Below are 21,529 nucleotides of genomic sequence, written 5' to 3'. Positions count from 1 at the left end.
AAACTATAAGATAAACCTGATTGATGAAAATAAGAAACTGATAAAATTTCACAAAATTAAAATTATTGACAATGGATATAATTCGTGATATTAAATTTAAAGATGGATATTTTTCTGCAAACGAATCGATCATTCTATTTAGAGGAATGAAAAGAAAAAATCTACACTCGATGGATCAAGGCTGGGAAGTATGGATAAAGTATGAGGCGGAGGTAATCGCCTACAAAACAAGTTTCAAACGAAAAAAATTGAAAATAATCGTTATTTGTTTTTTTGAGAAAGATGATGGACCCATAAAATACTGGGATTTTGGTCCGGAAAATTGCATGGATGGTTTTCAGTCTAAACCCGAAGGAAAATATACAAGAAGATTGAGACGATGGTTTTTAGATGAGTTTGGTATCACGCTGCCGCAATCAGGGCCTTTGGGGGGGGAAATAGATGCATGTCATGACCCGCACAATCACACCACATCAGTTTTTTGTGCCTATCAATAACACCACTGTTAAATTCGGCTAACTTTCAGCTAACTATGTGCATGAATATTTCAGATACGGCACAAGAGATGTTAACTTCAAAAATTCCATCAAATGCATTCTCGATTGGCGATCCGGCTCAGGATGAGAGTCTGTGCATCAGAGAAAAAAATGGACATTGGGAAGTTTTTTACTATGAAAGAGGAATAAAGACAAGGCTTCGCGTTTTCAAAGAGGAACATGAAGCGTGTGAAAATTTTTTACTCATAATAAAATCCTGGTTTATGTAATTTGAAAATAATTTTTTCGTATTTATCCTCTCTTCCAAGAAACAACCATGAAGTCCAGAAAAAATCACATGTTAAACACAATCAATATAGGAATACTTTGCCTTAATTTTGACGAAGCAAAAGAATTTTACATTGACAATCTCGGATTCTTTATTACGATGGATAGCATCATTCAGTGTGATTCAGGCACCAGTCGCCGCCTGACAATGGCGCACGAGTCCAACATAAAATTCTCAATAGAATTCATGCCTCCTTCAAACATTGAGCAAGCACATCGCGTAGGTAGCAAAGGTGGCACGCTCAATCTATTCACTTTACCAACGAAAAATATTGACACGCTCAAGGAGCGACTGGACAAAACTGCTTTTTTCATCAGTTACGTAGAGACTCCCTACGCAAGTTTTCTGAACGTCGAAGATCCGATGGGGAACAATATTTGCCTCTACGAACCGTGCTGAATCATTGCAATAATTCGTACGAGATACCTCATTCAAAATTTCGCATAACAGAATGAAAAAAATTGAAATCCCAAGCTATATTTTTGATTTCATTGATGGAGTACTGCTCGTCAATGGAGAAATTGCATTATCGAAAAAAACTCCAGCAAACGATTTCATAAATAGCATTATCAATACATTCCAGACAAAACCCACAACAACAGGGACTGGACTTTATATTTTTGATATCAATGGATGGGTAGACGATTACGTTGTCGAGTTGATTATTGCAAAAGAAAATTTCCCAGAAATAGATTACATAATAATGCACTACTTTGAAAATAATTCTGTAGGCAACGGCGTGAGTGAATCATCGCTAGTCAAACAAATTCAAAGAAAGTCTGACATTCCTGGCCAAATGAAAGGACTATCAAAAATAGCATTTCAATTTTCGTGGGGAAGCGTTATCGTACAGCATGACATAAAAATATCCTCCTCATGCATAATATTGCAGTATAAAATAGCCAGAAAATCACCCATCAGATTGAAAATGAATGATCATTGTGTATCGTATATCAATATAGATAAATCTGTAGAAGTGCAGCAAAGAATAATAGAATTCATAAAAAATAGTGATATTTTTTTCCCAAAAGCAAGTGAGATACGATGGCTGAATTTATTGAAGAAGCTACCTCGAAAATTAAAAATCTGTCTTCTCGATGAAATTGCTTTTGAAAATGCATTGATAGCATTGCATTCTTCAGGCTGGCCAGATGAGGGAAGCGTTGTAGCACTGCTCAGTAACAAGTTCAGAACGAAGGAATTCGACAAGGATTTACATTTCAGAGCGCTGAATGACGCACATTACTGCAGAGAAGAAATTTCATATGTTGAAGATAACATTGCGCATTTGATGATCAATTAGGCAATTCCGGGAGCAGCCCAGGATTTGACTTGCCCATCACCCTGCACGATACTTGCCGCTGTCGCCAAAGCTCCCCACCCGGAGCAATAAACCATCAGCGCCTGTCACCACTGCCTACACTCACAGCATGTCGTCTCCGAACTCTCCCACCGCCCCCTACATCGGCCGCTTCGCCCCCTCCCCCTCCGGTCCCCTGCACATGGGCTCGCTCGTTGCCGCCATGGCCAGTTATCTTGACGCGAAGGTGCATCAGGGCACGTGGCTGCTGCGTATCGAGGATCTGGACTATGACCGCAATGTCGAGGGCGCCGATCTCGGCATCCTGGCCAGCCTGCAGCGCTGCGGCATGCACTGGGATGGCGAGGCGACGTGGCAGAGCCGGAGGCTGCCGCTGTACCAGGCGGCGCTCAAGCAATTGCAGGACGATGGCCTCGTGTATGCGTGCGGCTGTTCGCGCAAGGAGATCCAGGATTCGAACTTGCAGGCAGGCGCGCCGAAGAATGGGGCTGCCGTGTATCCGGGCACCTGCCGTCACGGCTTGGCGCCGGGCAAGGCGGCGCGGGCCTTGCGGCTGCGGGTGCCGCAGGGGGCCGATGCGGTGTACGCTTTTGCCGACCGCTGGGCCGGTCCGCAGCGGCAGGATCTGGCCAGCGACGTAGGCGACTTCATCGTGCTGCGCGGCGATGGTTACTGGGCGTATCAGCTGGCCGTCGTGGTCGACGATGGCGCGCAGGGGATCACGCAAGTGGTGCGCGGCGCGGACTTGCTCGATTCCACGCCGCGCCAGCTGTATCTGCAGGATGTGCTGGGCTTGCCGCATCCCGGCTTCCTGCACGTGCCTGTCGTCATGAACGACAGCGGCGAAAAGCTGTCCAAGCAGACGGGCGCCCTCGCCTTCGATACAGGAACACAAACCACCGAACTGCTGGCGTCGGCGCTGTTGCCGGCGGCCCGCTTCCTCGGCCTCGACGTGCGCGCCGAGAACGTCGAAGACTTCTGGCGGCAAGCGATTCCCGCTTGGGCGCAGCGCTTGTGGCAACTTCCGATACACGCATAAAAAAACCCGCCGCGGCGAACCGTTGGCGGGTTGGAATGCAAGCGCCAGCCGCTAGGGCCGGCCCTGGAACCGAACACTTAAGAAAACCGTAGCGAGCGGCAGTGAGTTGCGGCTGAGAAGCGCAGCTGTGCTTGGCACGGGGCCGCCGAGGCAGTGAGCATCGCAGGCCGCAAATCACGACGCGCAGTAGGTTTGCTTATGTGTTCTTAGAAGTTGCCTTTGAACTGCACCCCAAACTGACGTGGCTCATTGATGAAGCCCGTGCGGTTGTTGAAGTCGATGGCGCCCGTGATACGCTGGGTGTCGGTGATGTTGCGGCCAAAAACGGCCATTTCATACTTGCCAGCATCCCAGGTGTAGCCCACGCGCAAGCCACCTTCGACCATCGGCTTGCCGGTGAACTCGGTGGACTCGTACAGGAAGAAGTTGATCTTGCTGCGGTAAGCCCAGTCCGTGAAGACGAAGAATTCACCGTTTTCCATCGGGATCGAATAGCGGCCCGTGGCGGTGACCGTCCACTTCGGCGCTTGCGGCAGCGCATTGCCATTGATGATGGCGAAGCCAGCGGCGTTTTTCGGATCGGTCACGGTGCAGCTGCGGCATGTGGCCACCGACAGGGATGGATCCTTGATTTCCGTGAAGTTGTAGCTGCCACCCAACGACATCTTCAGGCTAGGCGTGACAAAACCTTCCAGTTCCAGTTCCGCGCCGCGGCCATTCGTCTTGGCTGCATTGATCAAACGCGTCACGTTCGAGGTGCCGCCAACGACCGTCAATTGCTGGTTTTTCACCTGGTAGTTGTACAGGCTGAAAGCGACGCGGGCACGGCGCTCGAACAGGTCGGCCTTGATGCCCGCTTCGAACGAGGTGATCGTTTCCGCATCGGCCACAGTCACGGACACATCCTTGCTGGCTGGCGCGATACTTGGCGCGCGGAAACCGGTGGCGATACGGCCGTAGAAGTTCACGTCCTTGTTGTACTTGTAGGTACCGCTCAGATCCCAGTTGACCTTGGCTTTGCTGACATCGGCGCTGGTCGGGTTGATTTGCGGGACGTTGTTCGCTACTACCGTGTTGAAATCCTTCTTGTCCTTGGTGTAGCGCAAGCCGGCACGCAGCATGAAGTCATCGTTGACGGCATAGTTGACCGAACCAAAGGTGGCCCAGGCCGTGTTTTTCTGGCGGCTGGCCAGGTGCGAAACGAGCGCATGGTCGCTACCGCCGAAGTTATCCGTATAACCGTTGGCATCTTCATTGAAGTAGTACACGCCAGCCTGCCAATTCAGCGGACCGGCACTTTTCGATTCAGCGCGGAATTCTTGCGAGTACTGTTTCACGCTGCTGATGCCGCCAGCAGTTTCCACCGGGAATGGAATCGCTGGCACCATGCCTGGTGCGCCACCGTCGATGTCGCCATGCGACACATACTTGCCCACGCGTTCGAAACCGGTGATCGAGTACAGCTTGACGCCGTCGAGTTCCCAGCTCAGGCGAGCGCTGGCGCCATTGGTGCGCAGCTCCTGGAAGTTCAAGGCATCGGTGTAGGATTTGGTCGGATTGAAACCGTCGACCAGGTCATTCGTGCCAAGCTTGATGGCGTTGGCGAAGAACACGCGCGCGCTGCCCGTGGTGCTGCGCTGATGCACATTGAACAGGGCGTTGAACGTGCCGTTCGGCGCATACATCAGCTGCACGCGTTCGGCGTGTTCGTTGTAGCCGTCCAGCGCGTTTTTCTTGCCCGTAAACGTGTTGTCGACGTAGTCGTCGCGGTGCTGGCGCAAGGTCGAGACACGCATGGCCCATTCTTTGCTCAGCGGTACGTTGACGGCGCCATCGAAATTGGTCGTGTTGTGCGTGGCGGCGGAGACGTTGTAATAGCCTTCAACCTTGTCCAGGTTCGGCTTGACGGATTCAAACTTGACCACGCCAGCAGGCGTGTTGCGGCCGAACAAGGTGCCTTGCGGGCCGCGCAGCACTTCCACGCCAGCCACGTCGAAAATCGGATAGCCCTTGAGGATCGGATTTTCTTGCACGACATCGTCGTAAATCAGGGAAACAGGTTGCGATGCAAAGATATTGAAATCGGTATTGCCATAGCCGCGGATGTAGAAGCGGGGGAAGGTGCGGCCGTTCGACGACTCCACGTTCAGGCTCGGCACTTTGCCGGCCAGCACGCGAATGTCTTGTCCGCCGGATACCAGCACGTCGAGCTTTTCGTCGCGCAGCAGCGACACGGAGACGGGCACGTCGCGGATATTTTCCTTGCGGCGCTGCGCCGTCACGGTCACGGTTTCCAGCTGGCTGGCGGCAGGGGTCGTATCAGCAGCGACTTCATCAGCATAAGCCGAGCCGATAGGCAAGGCAGCGGAAAGTGCCAGCATAGCAGCGCTTTTGGCGCACAAACGCTTGTGCATCTTGGACATCTTGATCATGTTGTTTCCCAGAAGTTTAAAAAAGAATTGCGAAACCTGTCTCCGGGTTATGTACGGCGCTGGATGATCGTCTGCACCATCTCGGTGCAGCAGCGCGAGCGGATGTCTCTCCGCTCCTGGCGTCACTGGCTCTGCCCTGGCTGTCGTCCAAGCTGACAGCGGTCTGGCCGCATCTCTGGGATGTCTGATGAACACCAACTTTCAAGTAAGGCGCCAATTTAATTCAAGCGCCTTATGCGCTGCAAGAATATTGTTCTGTAAAATATTCATTCATCAACATAAAGGGCCGACTAGTGGTTATTCAGCCACAATAGCGCCCCAGTCTTGCTATTTCCTTGCTATTTCATCCGATCACCTGCCGTAGGGCGCGACTTTTTCGCCAGACCCGGGAAAGCGGAATGGGCATCCTGCAAGACAGCCCAGAGGGCAAAAATAGTTGTAATATCGCCAGAATTAAGTTGCCAGGCCGCCCCATTCCAGTGCGGCGAGGCCCCCTGCACCATCGTCGATCGCCTCCATGCCAGAACCCAGCCAGCCCAGCAACGCCGTCCCGTCCTCCACCGTCGCCGCCCAGGCGGCGCATCTGTTGCTGAGCGCCCATTGCGACATCGTCTGGAGCACGAAAACCTTCGGCCAGTTCGATGCCGACCAGCCATCCTGGCGCGCCTTCACGGGCCAGACGGAGGCCGAACTGCTGGGCCGCGGCTGGGTCAATGCCCTGCATCCGGACGACCGCAACTTGCCTTACGTCATGCCATCGCACCTGACCAGCGTGTTCGAAGCGGAATACCGGCTGCGCCACGTCAGCGGCGCCTACCGCAACATGCTCGTGCGCATGCTGCCCGTGCTGGCGCCCGACGGCAGCATCGTTGAATGGCTGGGCTCGCATTGCGACGTGACGCAGCAACGGCAGACGGAACAGCGGCTGCGCCTGGCCATGCAGGGCGGCCGCATGGGCACGTGGGAAATCGACCTGGGCAGCGGCAGCATGGCCGGCTCCGATGCCTTCAAGGCCAATCTGGGCCTGCCGCCTGACAGCCACATCGATTACGCGCGGTTGACGGGCGCCATGCTCGACGGCGACCTGCAGCACTGGCAGACGGTGGTGCACGCGGCCATCGCCAGCGCCAGCGATTTCGAAGTCGATATCCGCGTGCGCTGGCCCGATGGGTCACTGCACTGGGCGCACATGCGCGGTACTTGCGCCAGCGACGGCGCAAGCAATGTGATCGGCCTGTCCGGCATCTCGCTCGACCTGACGACCAGCAAGCAGAACGAGGAAACCCTGCGCCTGACCCTGGCGGCCGGCGAAGTGGCCACCTGGAACTGGGATATCGTGGCCGACCGGGTCACGGCCGACAGCAATATGGCGCGCTTGTTCCCCGTCAATGCCGATGCGGCCACGGCGGCGCCGCTGGCGCGCTACCTGGAGATCATCCATCCCGATGACCGCGAGCAAGTCAGCGCGCAGATTGCCCAGGCGCTGCAGGCGCACGCGCCGTTCGAGGCCAGCTACCGCGTCGGTGCCGGCGATGGCCAGTACCGCTCGGTCATCGCGCGGGGCCGCGCGGAATACGCGCCCGACGGCACGCCCTTGCAATTGCCCGGCGTCCTGCTCGACATCACGCGCCAGAAACAAGTGGAAGATGCGCTGCGCCGCAGCGAGGAACGCTACCGCACCCTGATCGAGCTGATGGACCAGGCCTTTTGCGTCATCGAAATGCTGTACGACGAGCAAGGCCGCCCCATCGATTTCCGCTACCTGGAAGGCAATCCCGCCTTCGTCAAGCAGTCAGGCCTCGACAATGCCATCGGCAAGACCATCCGCAGCTTCGTGCCCGACCACGACCAGCACTGGTTCGATATGTACGACCAGGTCGTCAAGACCGGCGAGCCTGTGCGCTACGAAAACGAAGCCGTGGCCATGGAGCGCTGGTTCGAAGTCTTCGCCGCGCGCCTGGGCGGCCCCGGCAGCCGCCTGCTGACGGTATTGTTCAGCGACATCAGCGAGCGCAAGCGCTCCGAGCAGCAATTGCGCCAGCTGGCCGACAACCTGTCAGAAATGGACCGGCGCAAGACGGAATTCCTCGCCACCCTGGCGCACGAACTGCGCAACCCGCTGGCGCCCATCCGCAACGGCTTGCAGATCATGCGCCTGGCCGCCGACAAGCCCGCCACCGTGGCACGGGTGCGCGACGTGATGGAACGGCAAGTCAATCAGATGGTGCACCTGGTCAATGATTTGCTGGACGTGGCCCGCATCACGCGGGGCCAGATCGAACTCAAGCTTGAACGCGCGGACCTGAAAACCATCATTGCCAGCGCCGTGGAAACGAGCATGCCGCTGATCGAGTCCAGCCGCCATCAATTGCAGGTGCAACTCGATGAGCAAGCGCTGCCGCTCGAAGCCGATCCCACGCGCCTGGCGCAAGTGCTGGGAAATTTGCTCAACAATGCCGCCAAGTACACGCCGGCCGGCGGGCGGATCAGCTTGCGCGCATTACGCGATGGCAACGAGGCATTGATCGAAGTCAAGGACAGCGGCGTGGGCATACCCGCCGAGTCGATCAGCACCGTGTTTGACATGTTCACGCAGGTGGGGCAAAACATGGGCAGGGCGCAAGGCGGCCTGGGCATTGGCCTGTCACTGGTGCGGCGCCTGGCCGAGTTGCATGGCGGCAGCGCCACGGCGGCCAGTCCCGGCGCCGGCCTGGGCAGCACCTTCAGCGTGCGCCTGCCGCTGCTGGAGGAGGAAATGACAGCGTCCGCCGCACCGGCCGCGCCTGCCAGCGCCAACGGCGGCCCGCATTTCCGCGTGCTGGTGGTCGACGACAATATCGATGCGGCCGACACCCTCGCCGCCGTGCTCGACATGATGGGCCATGCCACGCAAGTGGCCCACGACGGCGCGCAAGCCCTGGCCGTGGCGCCGCAATTCTTGCCGGACGTCATCTTTCTCGACATCGGCTTGCCCGGCATGAACGGCTACGAAGTGGCGCGCGCGCTGCGCCGGATACCGGCCGGCGCCAACGTCGTGCTCGTTGCCTTGACGGGTTGGGGCGCCGAAAACGACCGCAGCCAGTCGAGCGCGGCCGGCTTCGACCACCATCTGACCAAACCGGCCAACCTGCTCGCCATCGGCGAACTGCTGGCTACCCTTTCCACCCCAAAAACACTGACAGACCATGACTGAATCCCTGAACCACGTCCGCCGCAACCTCGTGCTGGTCGGCAGCGCCGCCCTGCTGTGCCCGACACCGCTGCTGTTTGCCGCACCCACCACCAGCATCGCCGCCGCCCAGACGCAACTGGCCGCGCTGGAACAAGCCGCAGGCGGACGCCTCGGCGTTGCCGCCTGGCGCCAGGGCAGCGAGCTGCGCGTTGCCTATCGCGCCGACGAACGCTTCCCTCTGGCCAGCACCTTCAAGGCCATGCTGGCGGCCGCCGTGCTGGCACGCAGCGTCAGCCAGCCGGGCTTGCTGGATCAGCACGTGCGTTACGAGAAAAAGGAATTGGTCACCTATTCGCCCATCACGGAAAAGCATCTGGCCGACGGCATGAACGTGGCCGACCTGTGCGCCGCCACCTTGCAGTACAGCGACAATAGCGCGGCCAATTTCTTGATGACATTATTAGGCGGGCCGCAAGCCGTGACGGCGTTTGCGCGCAGCATCGGCAATACGTCATTCCAGCTGGAACGCTGGGAAACGGAATTGAATAGCGCCATCCCGGGCGAAGTGCGCGACACGGCCAGCCCCGCGTCGATGGCGCACAGCTTGCAGCAATTGTTACTGGGAAATAGCTTGCCGGCATCGCAGCGCCAGCAACTGGACACCTGGATGCGCGGCAACACGACGGGCGACAAGCGTATCCGCGCCAGCGTGCCTGCCGGCTGGCAAGTGGCCGATAAAACGGGCTCGGGCGCGTATGGCAGCGTCAACGACATCGGCGTGGCCTACCCTGCCAGCGGCGCGCCGCTGGTCATCGCCGTGTACTACACGCGCGAACAGAAAAAAGCGGACACGAATCAGGACATCATCACGGCCGCCACGCGCATCGTGACGGCTGCATTGGTGTAATTATTTCGGCAGTGCGGCCATGAAGCCGGCGTATGTCGACCAAGCGGGGTCGGCCGCGCTGCGGATTTCAATCGGGAATTTGGGACGCGGCGCCAGCGCCGTGTTGAGGCGATTGAAAAATTCTTCGCCCGACTGCGTGTAATAAATCCATTCGCGCAAGTTCTCACCGGTGGACACCAGCGCCAGCGTGGCGAAGCCATCCGCTTCCACCACGGGTTCCAGCGCCGCTTCCAGCTCTTCCATGTGCTCGCGCTCGTTCGGCGCGGGCATGCCCGTCTCGTCCTCATAACGCCAGGCGATGATGATGCGGTCCGGCTGCGACGACAGGTCCCAGTCGTCATGGAAAGTGTCGACATAGCGGTAGATGATGGCCATCTCGTCGCTATGCGTGACGATGGTGCCCCAGCTGCGGGCGGAAGTGGAATTTTCGTTCATGGTTGCAACAGTCAAAAAGTAAAATCGGGCAAAGGGCGAGCAGTCTACAGCACTGGCGGGCAAGTCACATTCCACGCGTCATACTGGGCGCCGCTCTTGCGCAGCCAGACGCGGGCGTAGCTGTCGCGGTCACTCTTGAACACCAGCGCATAGCGCTCTTCGGCACGCGGTGCGGCCGTGCCCACGTCGACGGCCGCCAGCGAAAATTTCAGCGCCCGCAAGGGGGCGCAGGCAGTATTGCCCGCCATCAATAAACGCGCCCGCTCCAGCAACGGCTTCTGGTACAACAACACGCCTTCCAGTTCCGCATCGGGAATGCGCTGCAGCATGCGCACGGGTTCGGCCACCGCGCGGCAGGTGCCACGGTCGAGCCAGGCGTAATACTCCATGCCCGCCTCTTGCCAGCGCGCCTGCTTGCCCTCGCCGTGCAGCACGAACTTGGTGCGCTGCGTCCGGCACAGCGCGCCATGGCCGCGATACGGCGACGTTTCCACGCTGCCCACCACTTCGCTGCCGCGTCCACCCACCACGGGCACGCTCTCGAACACGGTGCGCGCAGCCGGCTCGCCCGGATATTGCTGTGCATAAAACTCCAGCAAGGACGCGCGCTGCTGCGCATCCACCACCGCCTCGGCGGCACTGGCAGACAGGCACACAGCAGACACGACACACAGCGCCAAGGGGCGCACGAAATAAGCTGGCATGGCATTCCTTCAATCGGAGTCAAGGGCGGATATCGCCCAAGCGCAGATTATATAGTTACCAGGAAATGGCAGGCGGACGCGGCGTCAGGAGGTGCGGAAGTTGACGCCGCCAGCGAGCAACTTGGCGCCACAGGTGGTAGTATCGCCTTCAAAGGCGATGGAGATGCCGTTGATGGTGTGCCGCGACGAGCCGCTGGCGATCTTGCAGCCTTGATGCCCCTTGACGGGGCAGCTGCACAAGTCCCCGACGCAGGCCACGGCAATGCCATTGACCGTAAAATGCGTGGCGGCACAACTGAGCACCTTGCCGCCATGCGACGTGGCGTCGCCCAAACGGATGACTTTACGCATGCTGCCTCCCGTTCTACTTGCCCACCGAGCTTTCCAGGATGGCTTCCACCGATGGGGCCGCATAGTTGGCCGGATCGACGGCGGGCGTGACGCGGCTGCGGAAGATATCGCCATTGGCATCCTGCTGCTGGCGTTTGGCGTCCGATGGCGGCGTGATGAAGATGATGCTGGCCTCATTGCCGTCGCGCAAATTAATCGCGGCAGTGGCGCCGCCATCGCGATAGCTGCCCATCACGCCAATGGCCATCTGCATGAACCAGGTGGCCGCACCGGTATTGCCCAGCCGATGATCGGTATTGATGAACTGTGCGCTCTTGCTGCTGTCGATTTTCGGCCCGCCTTGTGAGGCATAGTCATGCAACATGCCTTCGAGCATCAGCAACTGTTCCGGCTGATTTCCCGTGCCGGCCACGATGCGCGCCGGCCCCTTGCCGCGCTCGGCTACCGGCAAGGTCTGCAACGCCTATTGCCAGCCCGCATTGAACATCTTCTGGCGCTGGTCACGCCGCGTGACGGGCTTGCCCTCCTCATCCGCAAATTTGACGAATACGGGCCGGTGCACGAAACCGAACGAAGGCAAGCGGTCGAAGGTTTCCATCTGGTCCCGGTTCCAGGGAATGGGAAACCACGGCGTCGGCTTCCAGTCACGCGGAGGGCGATTTTCCCAAGGATTGAGTTTATCGAACGTATGCAAGCCCACGCCGCGGATATCGGGCCGCTGGGCGAAGGCGGCGGCGGCGGCGAGCCATTCGGCGACGGTGGGTTGACGTTCGCTGAAGGCTTCAGGTCGCTGCTGTTTCGCGCGCGAAGGAAGCGATTGCATGACCTCGTAATACATCCCCCGCAGTTTTTCCTGGACAAAGTTATTCTCCGGGTCGTCCCAGACAAAAGGGCGCAACGGTTCTACTCGTTCGCGGCGCGCCAGGATGAATACTGCCGTGGCATCAGGCATATCCGGAATGAAATATCCGTTTACCAATTTCCTTGCAGTGCCTGGCTTCCGGTTGCCATCCCGTGTACCAACGCTGTCCTCGGAGTGCAAGGCGACGTAGGGTACGTCAGGATGCTTATCGAAAAAATCAAAAACATCAATAAGCAATTGGTCAGGATGTTCATCCAGTTTCCATGAAGCCAAGGAAAATAGATGCAAGGGCATGCCCCCCGTACCAGCGCCAGCCACGAGTCCTGCCATCGGCTCAATCAAGCTCGGTTGTGCCGCCGGGTCAAGAATGGGTGTACCCGCATAAAATGACGGCAGGTTCCAATACATCGGAGTAAAATTAATGCCATTTTCCAGCGCATCGTAGGCCCTGCTGCCGCCTTCCCCATCCTTATCATCACCCGTCCACGGATATTTCCTGGGGTTTTGTTCGCGTATGCTGGTGTAAGGACTGCCTTTTTGTAAGACATCCCACAGCTTTCCTTGCCGATACTTATCCAGGGTAACGCCAAGTCCAATCACCTCCAGCACGTACTCTTGCCGTGGCCCCACAGGCACCTTTGGCTGTTTCGCCTGCAACTGTAACGCTATTTCACGCGCCTGACTCTTCGATAAGGCATTGAGCCACAACAAACCAAAAAATATAATTAAAACAACTATCGACATTCCCAACCAACGAAGCGTCATCTTGGCCATCACCTTTTGGTCTGCAATCCCGGAGAAACGATAATCAATCAAAGCAAGTTGCTACCGACGAGGCTTCGACAATTCATTTATTTTGCTTTTTCGCTCACTACTCACTACCTTTATATTTTTGGTTTGTGACACTACAATTTTCCACAACGGCCCTGATAGCAAGGGCAATCCTACAGGCAAGATTCCTGTGTTGTAATAGTCAATGCTGCCATTGATTGCAGTACTTCTCCATCCGGGTTCTACGGATAAATATGGCGCGAACTCCAATATGAACTTTTCTTTTATCCGTATTCCCTTACGCCCTTTATCGCCGTTCTTCAGGTCCTTCACCCGCCAATCTGCCACCGCACATAGATACGCATAGAACAGTGGATCGGATGACGCCTTGCCGCTGCCAATCGCCACGTCATACGCGGTCACCTGGCTATGATTTTTCGCGCTACCGATAATCGAACTGTGGAAAGATCTGGCACTGACTTCCCGCTGCCAGCGCAAGCGCGCCTCGTTCGGGCTTTCCTGAATTTTCGCCACGACATTGCTGTCAGGGTAGCGTTGCGCCGAGACAATTTCGCGTTGATCGAGCTTGTCTTTCACGTCCAGTCCTTTTTCCTTGTTGTAGCTTGCCGTCATCAATGCCAACTCTCGTAGACTCAGGTATTCCACCCGTTCGGGAAACTTTTGATAACCGCCCGGATCAGGGCGATACTCGCTGCGTAGCTGCATGCCGCTCCCGCTGGTCGGTGCCACCGACGCATCGCAGGGATCGACTTCCTCTGCGGGTCCCTGATCTGCCACGGTACGGTTTCTCATCATGGACGTTGCTGGAATATTGGCGGGATCAATTTGCGAGGTGCCCCGCAAGTCGGCCGGTACCGGTTGTTTCAACGCTTCGCCAGTGATGGTGCGTACGCCATTACGCTGTTCCACTTTGCTCAACTTGGTATTGACAGGCCAGGCCACCGCTTGATGTTGTGCGCGGTGTTTTCGCAGAGCAACCTCCACATGCGACTGCTCGGTTTCCGTCGGCAGGCGCAACGGGAAGTCAAAAGGTGGCGGCTTGCCTACCAACGACACCGTAGTCTTTCCCGTGGCCGGATCCAGCCGGGTCTTGTTGCTGAATACCCGCTGATAAAATCTGCCACCCAGTTCTGCCAGCGCTCCGCGAACCTGCTTGTGTTCCACCATCTTGGTATGTCCGGAGGAAATACTGTACCCATCCAGACTGGATGTCTCCTCTTCTTCCACCAATTCACTTCCCAATGCATGATCGGGCACGCCATCCCATCCTATTCCCTGGATGTTATCGAGCGCCACCGTCATGTCTTCAGGGCAAAAATACAGATAAACCTTGCGGCGGTTGTCGCGGTCTTCGGCGCCCTGCCAACGGCTGCCAACCATGCCGCGATGCTCATCCTTTTTCAAGTCGGCAAACGGCGGCTGGCAAGCCTGGCCGTTGCCTTTCGCCACACCGGCCACGATATTCACCAAGGTCTTCAGGCGCGCACCCAGCGTCTGCGCGCCACTGAGCAAATGGTAATAGGGCTTCATCGCTGCATCTTCGCCGCCATCGAACCAGGCGGCTCCTCGCATCAACAGAGGCAGGCTGTCCACCAGGCTGTATGGCGGATGCGTGAGTATCAAATTGTCGGCCGGTGCCAGCCCTTTTTCCATCAACATGGCCTGCGCCAGCAACGACAACAGACAGCCCTGACTGTGCGCAACGATGCTGACGGTGTCCTGGGCATCATAATCGCGGATCATGGAAATGAGCGCGGCCAGCCGCTGCGCCGCCAGTACCATATACATGCGCCCGGGCGCCGTCTTCAGCGGACGCAAGGCATCGCCCATGGGGTCCGCAGGCGCATACATGCCCGGACGCCACATGTCGGGCAAGCTGCTGGTGGCGTTGCCAAACGGCCCGCCTTCCTTGGATAAATCCTTGTCCAAGCGATTACCGTAGCGATCGACAAACTGACCATTGATGGTGCTACTCTTACCTCCCACTTCACGGTAGCCCCAGTAAAACGGAATCACGGGGCTATCGGTGTCCTTGGCTATCGTGCGCTTGAAAAAGACAGCGTCGGGATCGTCTTCCAGCCTGTCCTTGTCCGCCGCCACGGGCATGCGGTAAGTGGCCGGTGTAAATGGCCGCCCCAGCCTGGCGGCCAGGCCGGCGCACAAGCCATCTTCCACCGCCTTGTAGCTGACGCCCACATCGTTGACGCCATGGATGACGATGATATTGCCCGGCAGATTGCGGCGTACCTTCACCTTTTTGCACACGCTGCGTTCGCAATGCAGGATCGCAACATCCTCGCCCACGACGTACGGTACTTTCGGATAGCTGCCCATCGCACTCTCCTGGCGTCATCAATCCTTGTTATTGAATACTTCGATGGCGGCCAGGTGCATCGCGGCGCGCTCGAGCACGTCCGTCTTGCCGCTCCCATCACTGCGCCCATCGGCCGCTGAACCATCGCCCAGTTTCACGGCAAAGTGCGCTTGCGGCGCCAGCTGTGGTGTTGGCGACACGCCATCAACGAGACTGTCATCGCCTTCGTACTGAAAGATGAATTGCTGGTCGGCCTTGCCCTCGGCAAAGCTTGGCAATTGCACCTCCATGCTCTGCGGGTCGTTGAATACAAAGTTGGGCGCATTGAAGTTCAGCGGCGACTTGCTGCCAAAGGTGATGCCATCGGCGATGCGGATGAAAGCGCCATGTTTGGAAATCAACACGATTTCATCGGCCATGCCCGTCAGCTTGCCGTCGCTGGCCGTGAGCTTCAGGTTTTTTGCCGCGCTGAGGTCCATGTCGTCATGCTGGCTTTGCAGCAAAAACTTGCCATGGTGGGCGATGGCGCGGATGCCATCCGCATGGGCAAACAGCGAAATGCCCTTACCCGCGTTCACGCTGTAGCGCTGGCCTGCCACGGCTTGCAAGTGCTGCTGCGCCACCGTATCGATATTGCTGACGGCATAACTGACGATGGCTTTCGAACTGGCAAAGCTGATGCCGGCGGGCGCCGTGACGGCAATCGCCGCCGCACCACCCAGCTCGGCACGGGGCTGCGTATTGCTGCCGCCCTCCCAGCCTTTCAAGCTGTGCTGCAATTCCTGCTGCGCCTGGTCTTCCTGCTCCAGCGCCTGATGCGTCGCCGCATAGCTGCCCAGCGAGCGAAACAAGTCCAGGCAGTTTTCCATCAGACCCAGATATTCGCTGCGCGCCATATGGCCGCTATCGCCATTCAGGCGCTTCCAGGCCGAAATCAGCATGCCCTTGCCCGCCCGCATGGCCAACTGCTCGTCGGTGCGCAGCTCGGCGCCCTCGCCGCGCGCCGTACCCTGGCCGTTACGCCGGTCCTGCGTCAGCCAGCCCAGGTTAAGCTGGGCGGAACCATGATCGCTGGCAAGCTGGGCGTTGATTTGCCCATGGACATCGTCAAAACGCAACTGGTTGCCACGCGTACCGTTGATTTCGCGGCTCTTGATGCCGGACAAATAACGGTTGCCGGGCAAGTCGCCTGCCTTGCTCAGGGCGACCGGCTGCGCGTTGTCGTTATACAACTGGCCCACGATGATGGGCCGGTCCGGGTCACCTCCAAGAAAGGCCAGCAGAACTTCGCTGCCCACGCGGGGCAAGCCCAGATAGCCGCATTGCTGCATGCTGCCGTGACCGTTTCCCGCCCAGCTCGACGCGACCCGCACCCAGGCCGAATCGGCATCCGTGTCGGAGGCGCCCGTGCCGCCTGCATGCTCGTGGTCCAGCTTGCGCGTGGCGGGAAAGCGGACCTTGACCCGACCCATCGCGTCGCAATGGACTTCCTCATTCGCCGGCCCCACCACCACGGCGCTTTGCATGGTGACTGGCGGCAGGTCGATGCGCGTGTCATAGGCTGGAACGATGGGCACGCCGCGCCGCACGGCAGTCAGTGCAATATGCATGCGCAAGGGGCCGTCGTCCACCGTCGCCGCCAGCTCGCGCTGCGGCAGCGATGCGTCATCGGCCAGCCAGCGGTTACGCGCAAACAGGCGGGCCACCCTGGCGGCAAGCTCCCTGGGTAAATTATTCTGCGCCGCCACCTGCAGCGATGTGACGACAAAGTCGCGCTCGGCCACTGGCAGGGCGCCGATGTCCGGGTGCTCGGCCAGGCTGAAGTACTCGCCCGGGCACAGGTCGCGCACGCTGCCTTCGGCGTGAAAGCAATGGCTCTCGTAATCATGCTGCTGCATGGCCAGCATGCCCAGCTGGCACAAGGCCTCATGATCGTTGCCCGCGCGCGGCGGCAGCACGCGGTAATCATCAAGCGTGGAGGCAATCGCATTGCCATGCATGCCCTGCTGCCCCCGTCCCAAGGCATCGGCGGTCATGAACGGCCGCGCGCGCGGGTGTTCTTCATTCCAGCTATGGCGCGTCACCTTGCCCGCCTGCAGTTTGCGCACTTCGCTCCACGACGTCAAGGTGTCGCGCTGTTCCGTCGCGCGGTCCGCGTGATAACGCACGGTATCAGCCATGTTTTTCCGCAAGCCATCGGCATGGTTGAATAGCACCAGGGTATGCGCCGGCTCGGCATGTGCATCCGTATTGCCCTCGGCACGAAAAAACCAGGCGACGCCGCTACGCTTGAGCAGGCGCCGTACGAAGGCTGCATCGGACTCATTGTGCTGCATGACAAATTCACGCTGCGGATACGTTTGCGCCTCGAAGAAATCGGCAAACGCATACTGGAAAGCATGTGCCAGCACGGTATTGCTGCGTATCCATTCATCAAGCAAGGTCTTGACGATCTCGATATCGGACAAACGCCGGAAGATACGCGTATTGCAGCGCTTTTCCATGATGGCGAAAGCGTCCGTCAGCACCAGCTGATAGCTGGCCAGCGCGCCATCGCTGTCGCCGGCACTTGCTTGCGTGACCAGGCCGCAGATACTGCGCAGCTGGCCCTGGTCGGTGACAATATCGATAGCGGCAGGCAAGGCAATCAAACTACTGAGCGGCAAGTCGGCATGCGTCGAGACACACAAGATGCGGTATTCGATGCCGCCACAGATGGCCTCGCTGCCGGCGATACGCTGCGGTATCAGCACGCCGGCAGGCACCTTGGGCGAAACACCCAGGCGCAGGCGCAGCGGTCGCTCGGCACCCGATATCGACTCGTCACCTTCCATGGCGTTCTCCTCATTCGCACTTGCATCGAATCAAGCTGGAGAACCGACAATGCCATGGGATGGCAGGGAAATACTTGATATTTAGTAAGAACCCGCCAAGGTTCCCACTACTTGCATCAACCTTTGCCGCCTGGCCAGCAGGGCGGGGGCTTGAGCAGCACAATGGGTGCATTGTCCAAGCTGCAAATTCCTCACGCCATCAGCGCTGGTAATTCTTGAAGAAATTCCAGCTGATCACGGTGGCGTCCGGGCCCAGCTCATCGCTGAATGGCCAGCCGGGAGGGCCGCCGCTCCATGCGTGGTTCATGCCCTCGACCGTGTACTTTTGCGCGATGACGGCGCCGTTGTACAGGTAGGTGTCGATGGAGTAACTGCGGCCGTACGGCACCGTCTGGCGCACGATGCTGTCGGCACGGTAACGCACGCTGTCATTGTCGAGGCCATCATCGCCATAGTCGCTGGTCTGCAGGAATTGCTCGATGGTTTGCTCGCCGTTGACGGGGTTGACGACGATGTCGGAAGTGCCGTGGAACACCATCGTCGGCATCAGCCGGCGCGGCGAACCGGAGCAGCGCCAGGCATCCTTGCCCCGTACTTTCGGGTCGAACGAGCTGCCGTTGAACAGCGAATCGGCGGCCGTGAGCATGCCGATGGCGCCCTTGTACATGCCGCCCGAATGCACCATCACGGCGGCAAACACGTCGGAATAACAGGCGGCCATGATGGAGGCCATGGCGCCGCCGGCCGAGATGCCCGTCACGTACACGCGGCTGTCCTGCACCGCATACTTGCTCTTGACCTTGTTCAAGATGCCCATCAGCACGGCAGGTTCGCCCGTGCCCCGTTCCTGGTTCAGCGGCAACATGAAATTCCAGCAGCGCATGGGGTTGGCCGTGGCGTTCTGGCGCGGATAGACGACGATGAAGTTTTCGCTGTCGGCCAGCTGGTTGTAGCGGCTGACGGCGGCCATGCTGTTGGGCTCGGAACCGCAGCCGTGCAGCATCAGCACGACGGGCAGCGGTGTATTCGGACTGTAATTACTCGGTAGCCAGACCTGGTATTCGCGCGTGCCCCACAGGCTCGCGTACAGGCCGAAGTCCCATTGGCCGGCGGCGGCCGGCAGCGCGGCCAGCAAGCCGCAGGCGGCGATGATTGCAGATAACAAGTGACGCAGTTGCTGATTCAGATGTGCCATGCCAGTCTCCTGATTATTATTAACGACGAAAACAGCGACAACGAACCGGCTTGACGCCCGTCAAGCCGGCACTTCTACAACCCCTTAAAATTTGTAGCCTGCCTTGGCGATGATCTGGCGCGGCGGGCCATAGAAACCGTCGAGGATGAACACGGCCGGAATGTTGTAGCCATCCGTGCGATAGCGCTTATTACCCAGATTGCTGCCATGCAGGCTGAAGGTCCAGTTCTTCGGCGCTTCCCACACGACGCCTGCCGTCCAGATGCTGTAGCCGCCCTGCGCCAGCGTTTCGCTCAAGTCCGTGGTCGGGTAAACCTTGCTGCGGTAGCCATAGCCGACCATGCTGCGCAAGGCGCCGCCGAACACGTCGCGGTCCGTGCGCGTCAGGTTCAAGCCCACTTGCCGGGCTGGCGTATTGCTGAACTTTTGCGTATCCGCAATGTTCTTGCCGCCGCTCATGAACTCGTCATAATGGGCATTGAGCAGCGCGAGGAAGCCGTTGACTTCCCACTGGCGATTCGGCCGCCACGAAAATTCGAACTCGGCGCCTTTCACGGTCGCCTTGCCCGCGTTCGTGAAGTCGCCATAGAAGCCCGGCACGCCGCCCGGCTGCACATAGCTGGTGAATACCGACAACTGGATATCCTTGTAGCGGTTGTAGAACAGGGCCACGTTGGCGTCAAACGTGTCGTCTGGCGCCGCGTACTTCATGCCCACTTCCAGCGCGTCGAGTTTTTCATCCTTGTATGGCCGAGCCGAGTCCGGCACCACCAGGTTGTTGGCACGTACGTTGTAGCCGCCCGACTTGAAGCCGCGCGACAGGTTGCTGTAGAAATTCGTCGTCTTCGACGCTTCGTAGCGCACGGACAATTTCGGCGAGGTATTGCTGACCGACAAGGACTTGTCGAAGTCGGCCGCCGTCTGGATGGGCCGCGTAAAGCCCACGTCGGCAAAGGCGCGGTTCAGCACGATGGCGCGTTTCTCCTCGCGCGTATGGCGCAAGCCCGCATTAATGCTCCACACCTTGCCCAGCGGCCAGGTCCAGTCCGTGTACAGCGCCGTGCTGTCCGTTTCCACCGTGCTGACGGCGGCCGTGAACTGGCGCCCCAGGAAGTTGTTGTAGATGCCGCCGCCCGCCGTGCCTTCGAAGCGGTACAGGCCGATCACGCCGGCGCCATAGTCGCCGCTGTATGACGCCTGCAATTCCAGGCTTTTCTGCTCGTCGCGCGAGTCGCCGAACACGTCGGCGATGGGCTGCGGCAAGCCGTCAAAGTCGATGGTTTGCTCGGACGTGCTGCGCCGCTTGGCGCCGATCACTTTGACAGACCAGTCATTCGACAAGGTGTAATTGGCCACCAGCGAGCCGCCCCGGTTGTGCGTGAAATTGTTGCCCGGCATGCCGCTCTGGATATCATACGCATCCTTGCTGGCCGGCCGCTTGAGCGGATCGAAGGCGCTCACGCCCATGCGCTGGAAACCGCGCACGCCCGACTTGTCGTCCGTGGCGTCCAGGCTCAGCACGACGGTCAAAGGGATATCCTGCGGAAAGTAACCGACGGACAGGCGCGCGGCCGTGCTGTCCTGGTCGCTGACCTGTTCGCCATTAAACGTGTTGCGGCCGAAACCGTCGCGGTCCAGCTTGGCGGCGGCCAGGCGCGCGCGCCAGGTGCCGCTTTCGTTGGCCAGGTTGAAGGCGGCCTTGAAGTTGCGCTGGTTATAGTTACCGATGCCCACTTCCGCCGACGCGCCGTTTTCCTTCGCCAGCGGACGCGAAATGTATTTGATGGCGCCGCCGATGGTGTTCTTGCCGTACAGGGTGCCTTGCGGACCGCGCAGCACTTCGATGCGCTGCACGTCGAACACGTCGAGCAGCGCGCCTTGCGGCCTGGCCATGTAGACGTCGTCAAAATAAATGCCCACACCCGGGTCCACGCCCCAGACAGGGTCGGCCTGGCCCACGCCGCGAATGAAGGCCGTCAATGTCGTATTCGTGCCGCGCGAGGCGTACACGGTCAGGTTCGGCACGCGCTCCTGCAAGTCGGCCAGGTTCTGGATATTCGCCCGTTCCAGGGCCTTGGCGGAAAACGCCGTGACGGCCAGCGGCACGTCCTGCAAGCGCTCTTCGCGGCGGCGGGCAGAGACCGTTACGGTTTCCATGCGTTCTTTCGCATCGCTGGCTTCCTGGGCGCTGACAGCATTGGCAGCAGCGGGGCTGGTTTCCTGCGCCTGGGCCTGGGTGGCAAACGCGCCGGCAACGGCGAGGGCGGCGGGCATCAATTTCAAAGCAAGTTTCATAGCGTCTCCAATGTCAGGCTTGCTTACCGCCAGGGAAGACGGCCGGATTCC

14 protein-coding genes and 1 pseudogene are annotated in these 21,529 nt (G+C 58.6%); 6 read left to right on the top strand and 9 right to left on the bottom strand.

What is annotated here, in order from left to right:
- The first annotated feature begins 71 nt into the window (after nucleotides 1-71).
- The 4 genes from AC3IQ7_RS06935 to gluQRS all read left to right on the top strand — a co-directional run bounded on the left by AC3IQ7_RS06935 (nucleotide 72) and on the right by gluQRS (nucleotide 3,185).
- Complete coding sequence (locus tag AC3IQ7_RS06935; protein WP_489208698.1) at nucleotides 72-497, top strand: hypothetical protein; 426 nt, start codon at nucleotides 72-74, stop codon at nucleotides 495-497.
- A gap of 337 nt (nucleotides 498-834) precedes the next feature.
- Nucleotides 835-1,224, top strand: coding sequence for a VOC family protein (locus AC3IQ7_RS06930; RefSeq protein WP_489208697.1), 390 nt, complete (start codon nucleotides 835-837; stop codon nucleotides 1,222-1,224).
- A gap of 52 nt (nucleotides 1,225-1,276) precedes the next feature.
- A complete protein-coding gene (locus AC3IQ7_RS06925) occupies nucleotides 1,277-2,128 on the top strand; it encodes a hypothetical protein (RefSeq protein WP_489208696.1) in 852 nt (283 codons plus the stop codon).
- Nucleotides 2,129-2,255: 127 nt separating this feature from the next.
- Nucleotides 2,256-3,185: a tRNA glutamyl-Q(34) synthetase GluQRS gene (gluQRS, locus tag AC3IQ7_RS06920; protein WP_489208695.1), complete on the top strand. Its 930-nt coding sequence runs from the start codon at nucleotides 2,256-2,258 to the stop codon at nucleotides 3,183-3,185.
- Between the two features lie 206 nt (nucleotides 3,186-3,391).
- On the opposite strand, the gene AC3IQ7_RS06915 is transcribed toward gluQRS, so the two are convergent.
- On the bottom strand, nucleotides 3,392-5,617 hold the full coding sequence (locus AC3IQ7_RS06915; protein ID WP_099379506.1) for a TonB-dependent receptor: 2,226 nt from the start codon (nucleotides 5,615-5,617) through the stop codon (nucleotides 3,392-3,394).
- A gap of 517 nt (nucleotides 5,618-6,134) precedes the next feature.
- On the opposite strand from AC3IQ7_RS06915, the gene AC3IQ7_RS06910 reads away from it, so the two are divergent.
- Entirely contained in the window at nucleotides 6,135-8,810 is a 2,676-nt protein-coding gene (locus tag AC3IQ7_RS06910; protein ID WP_489208694.1) for a hybrid sensor histidine kinase/response regulator, read from the top strand.
- Nucleotides 8,803-9,696 (top strand): class A beta-lactamase, encoded by an 894-nt coding sequence (gene bla, locus AC3IQ7_RS06905; RefSeq protein WP_489208693.1) that lies wholly within the window; start codon nucleotides 8,803-8,805, stop codon nucleotides 9,694-9,696. The genes AC3IQ7_RS06910 and bla overlap by 8 nt, the downstream gene beginning before the upstream one ends.
- On the opposite strand, the gene AC3IQ7_RS06900 is transcribed toward bla, so the two are convergent.
- From AC3IQ7_RS06900 to AC3IQ7_RS06865, 8 genes and pseudogenes are all read right to left on the bottom strand, one after another.
- Nucleotides 9,697-10,131 (bottom strand): DUF695 domain-containing protein, encoded by a 435-nt coding sequence (locus AC3IQ7_RS06900; protein ID WP_099379509.1) that lies wholly within the window; start codon nucleotides 10,129-10,131, stop codon nucleotides 9,697-9,699.
- Nucleotides 10,132-10,175: 44 nt separating this feature from the next.
- Nucleotides 10,176-10,835, bottom strand: a complete 660-nt coding sequence (locus AC3IQ7_RS06895) for a hypothetical protein (protein ID WP_489208692.1) — start codon at nucleotides 10,833-10,835, stop codon at nucleotides 10,176-10,178.
- 84 nt (nucleotides 10,836-10,919) lie between these two features.
- Nucleotides 10,920-11,186: a PAAR domain-containing protein gene (locus tag AC3IQ7_RS06890; RefSeq protein ID WP_489208691.1), complete on the bottom strand. Its 267-nt coding sequence runs from the start codon at nucleotides 11,184-11,186 to the stop codon at nucleotides 10,920-10,922.
- A gap of 13 nt (nucleotides 11,187-11,199) precedes the next feature.
- Nucleotides 11,200-12,792, bottom strand: a pseudogene (locus AC3IQ7_RS06885) (type VI lipase adapter Tla3 domain-containing protein).
- Between the two features lie 81 nt (nucleotides 12,793-12,873).
- Nucleotides 12,874-15,174 (bottom strand): T6SS effector phospholipase Tle3 domain-containing protein, encoded by a 2,301-nt coding sequence (locus AC3IQ7_RS06880; protein WP_489208690.1) that lies wholly within the window; start codon nucleotides 15,172-15,174, stop codon nucleotides 12,874-12,876.
- Between the two features lie 18 nt (nucleotides 15,175-15,192).
- Entirely contained in the window at nucleotides 15,193-17,988 is a 2,796-nt protein-coding gene (locus AC3IQ7_RS06875) for a type VI secretion system Vgr family protein (protein ID WP_489208689.1), read from the bottom strand.
- A 199-nt stretch (nucleotides 17,989-18,187) separates the two neighbouring features.
- Nucleotides 18,188-19,183: an extracellular catalytic domain type 1 short-chain-length polyhydroxyalkanoate depolymerase gene (locus AC3IQ7_RS06870; RefSeq protein WP_489208688.1), complete on the bottom strand. Its 996-nt coding sequence runs from the start codon at nucleotides 19,181-19,183 to the stop codon at nucleotides 18,188-18,190.
- 84 nt (nucleotides 19,184-19,267) lie between these two features.
- Nucleotides 19,268-21,478, bottom strand: a complete 2,211-nt coding sequence (locus AC3IQ7_RS06865) for a TonB-dependent receptor (protein WP_199534460.1) — start codon at nucleotides 21,476-21,478, stop codon at nucleotides 19,268-19,270.
- Nucleotides 21,479-21,529: the final 51 nt, after the last annotated feature.

It is taken from the genome of Janthinobacterium sp. GL_088, assembly GCF_057837845.1.
This window is presented reverse-complemented; position numbering and strand designations above follow the sequence as displayed.

Excerpts from the sequence above, each read along its gene's own strand:
- AC3IQ7_RS06880 (WP_489208690.1), bottom strand. The coding sequence starts at position 15,174 with ATGGGCAGCTATCCGAAAGTACCGTACGTCGTGGGCGAGGATGTTGCG.
- AC3IQ7_RS06910 (WP_489208694.1), top strand. The coding sequence starts at position 6,135 with ATGCCAGAACCCAGCCAGCCCAGCAACGCCGTCCCGTCCTCCACCGTC.
- AC3IQ7_RS06935 (WP_489208698.1), top strand. The coding sequence starts at position 72 with ATGGATATAATTCGTGATATTAAATTTAAAGATGGATATTTTTCTGCA.
- AC3IQ7_RS06915 (WP_099379506.1), bottom strand. The coding sequence starts at position 5,617 with ATGATCAAGATGTCCAAGATGCACAAGCGTTTGTGCGCCAAAAGCGCT.
- AC3IQ7_RS06895 (WP_489208692.1), bottom strand. The coding sequence starts at position 10,835 with ATGCCAGCTTATTTCGTGCGCCCCTTGGCGCTGTGTGTCGTGTCTGCT.
- bla (WP_489208693.1), top strand. The coding sequence starts at position 8,803 with ATGACTGAATCCCTGAACCACGTCCGCCGCAACCTCGTGCTGGTCGGC.
- gluQRS (WP_489208695.1), top strand. The coding sequence starts at position 2,256 with ATGTCGTCTCCGAACTCTCCCACCGCCCCCTACATCGGCCGCTTCGCC.
- AC3IQ7_RS06925 (WP_489208696.1), top strand. The coding sequence starts at position 1,277 with ATGAAAAAAATTGAAATCCCAAGCTATATTTTTGATTTCATTGATGGA.
- AC3IQ7_RS06870 (WP_489208688.1), bottom strand. The coding sequence starts at position 19,183 with ATGGCACATCTGAATCAGCAACTGCGTCACTTGTTATCTGCAATCATC.
- AC3IQ7_RS06875 (WP_489208689.1), bottom strand. The coding sequence starts at position 17,988 with ATGGAAGGTGACGAGTCGATATCGGGTGCCGAGCGACCGCTGCGCCTG.
- AC3IQ7_RS06890 (WP_489208691.1), bottom strand. The coding sequence starts at position 11,186 with ATGCGTAAAGTCATCCGTTTGGGCGACGCCACGTCGCATGGCGGCAAG.
- AC3IQ7_RS06900 (WP_099379509.1), bottom strand. The coding sequence starts at position 10,131 with ATGAACGAAAATTCCACTTCCGCCCGCAGCTGGGGCACCATCGTCACG.
- AC3IQ7_RS06865 (WP_199534460.1), bottom strand. The coding sequence starts at position 21,478 with ATGAAACTTGCTTTGAAATTGATGCCCGCCGCCCTCGCCGTTGCCGGC.
- AC3IQ7_RS06930 (WP_489208697.1), top strand. The coding sequence starts at position 835 with ATGTTAAACACAATCAATATAGGAATACTTTGCCTTAATTTTGACGAA.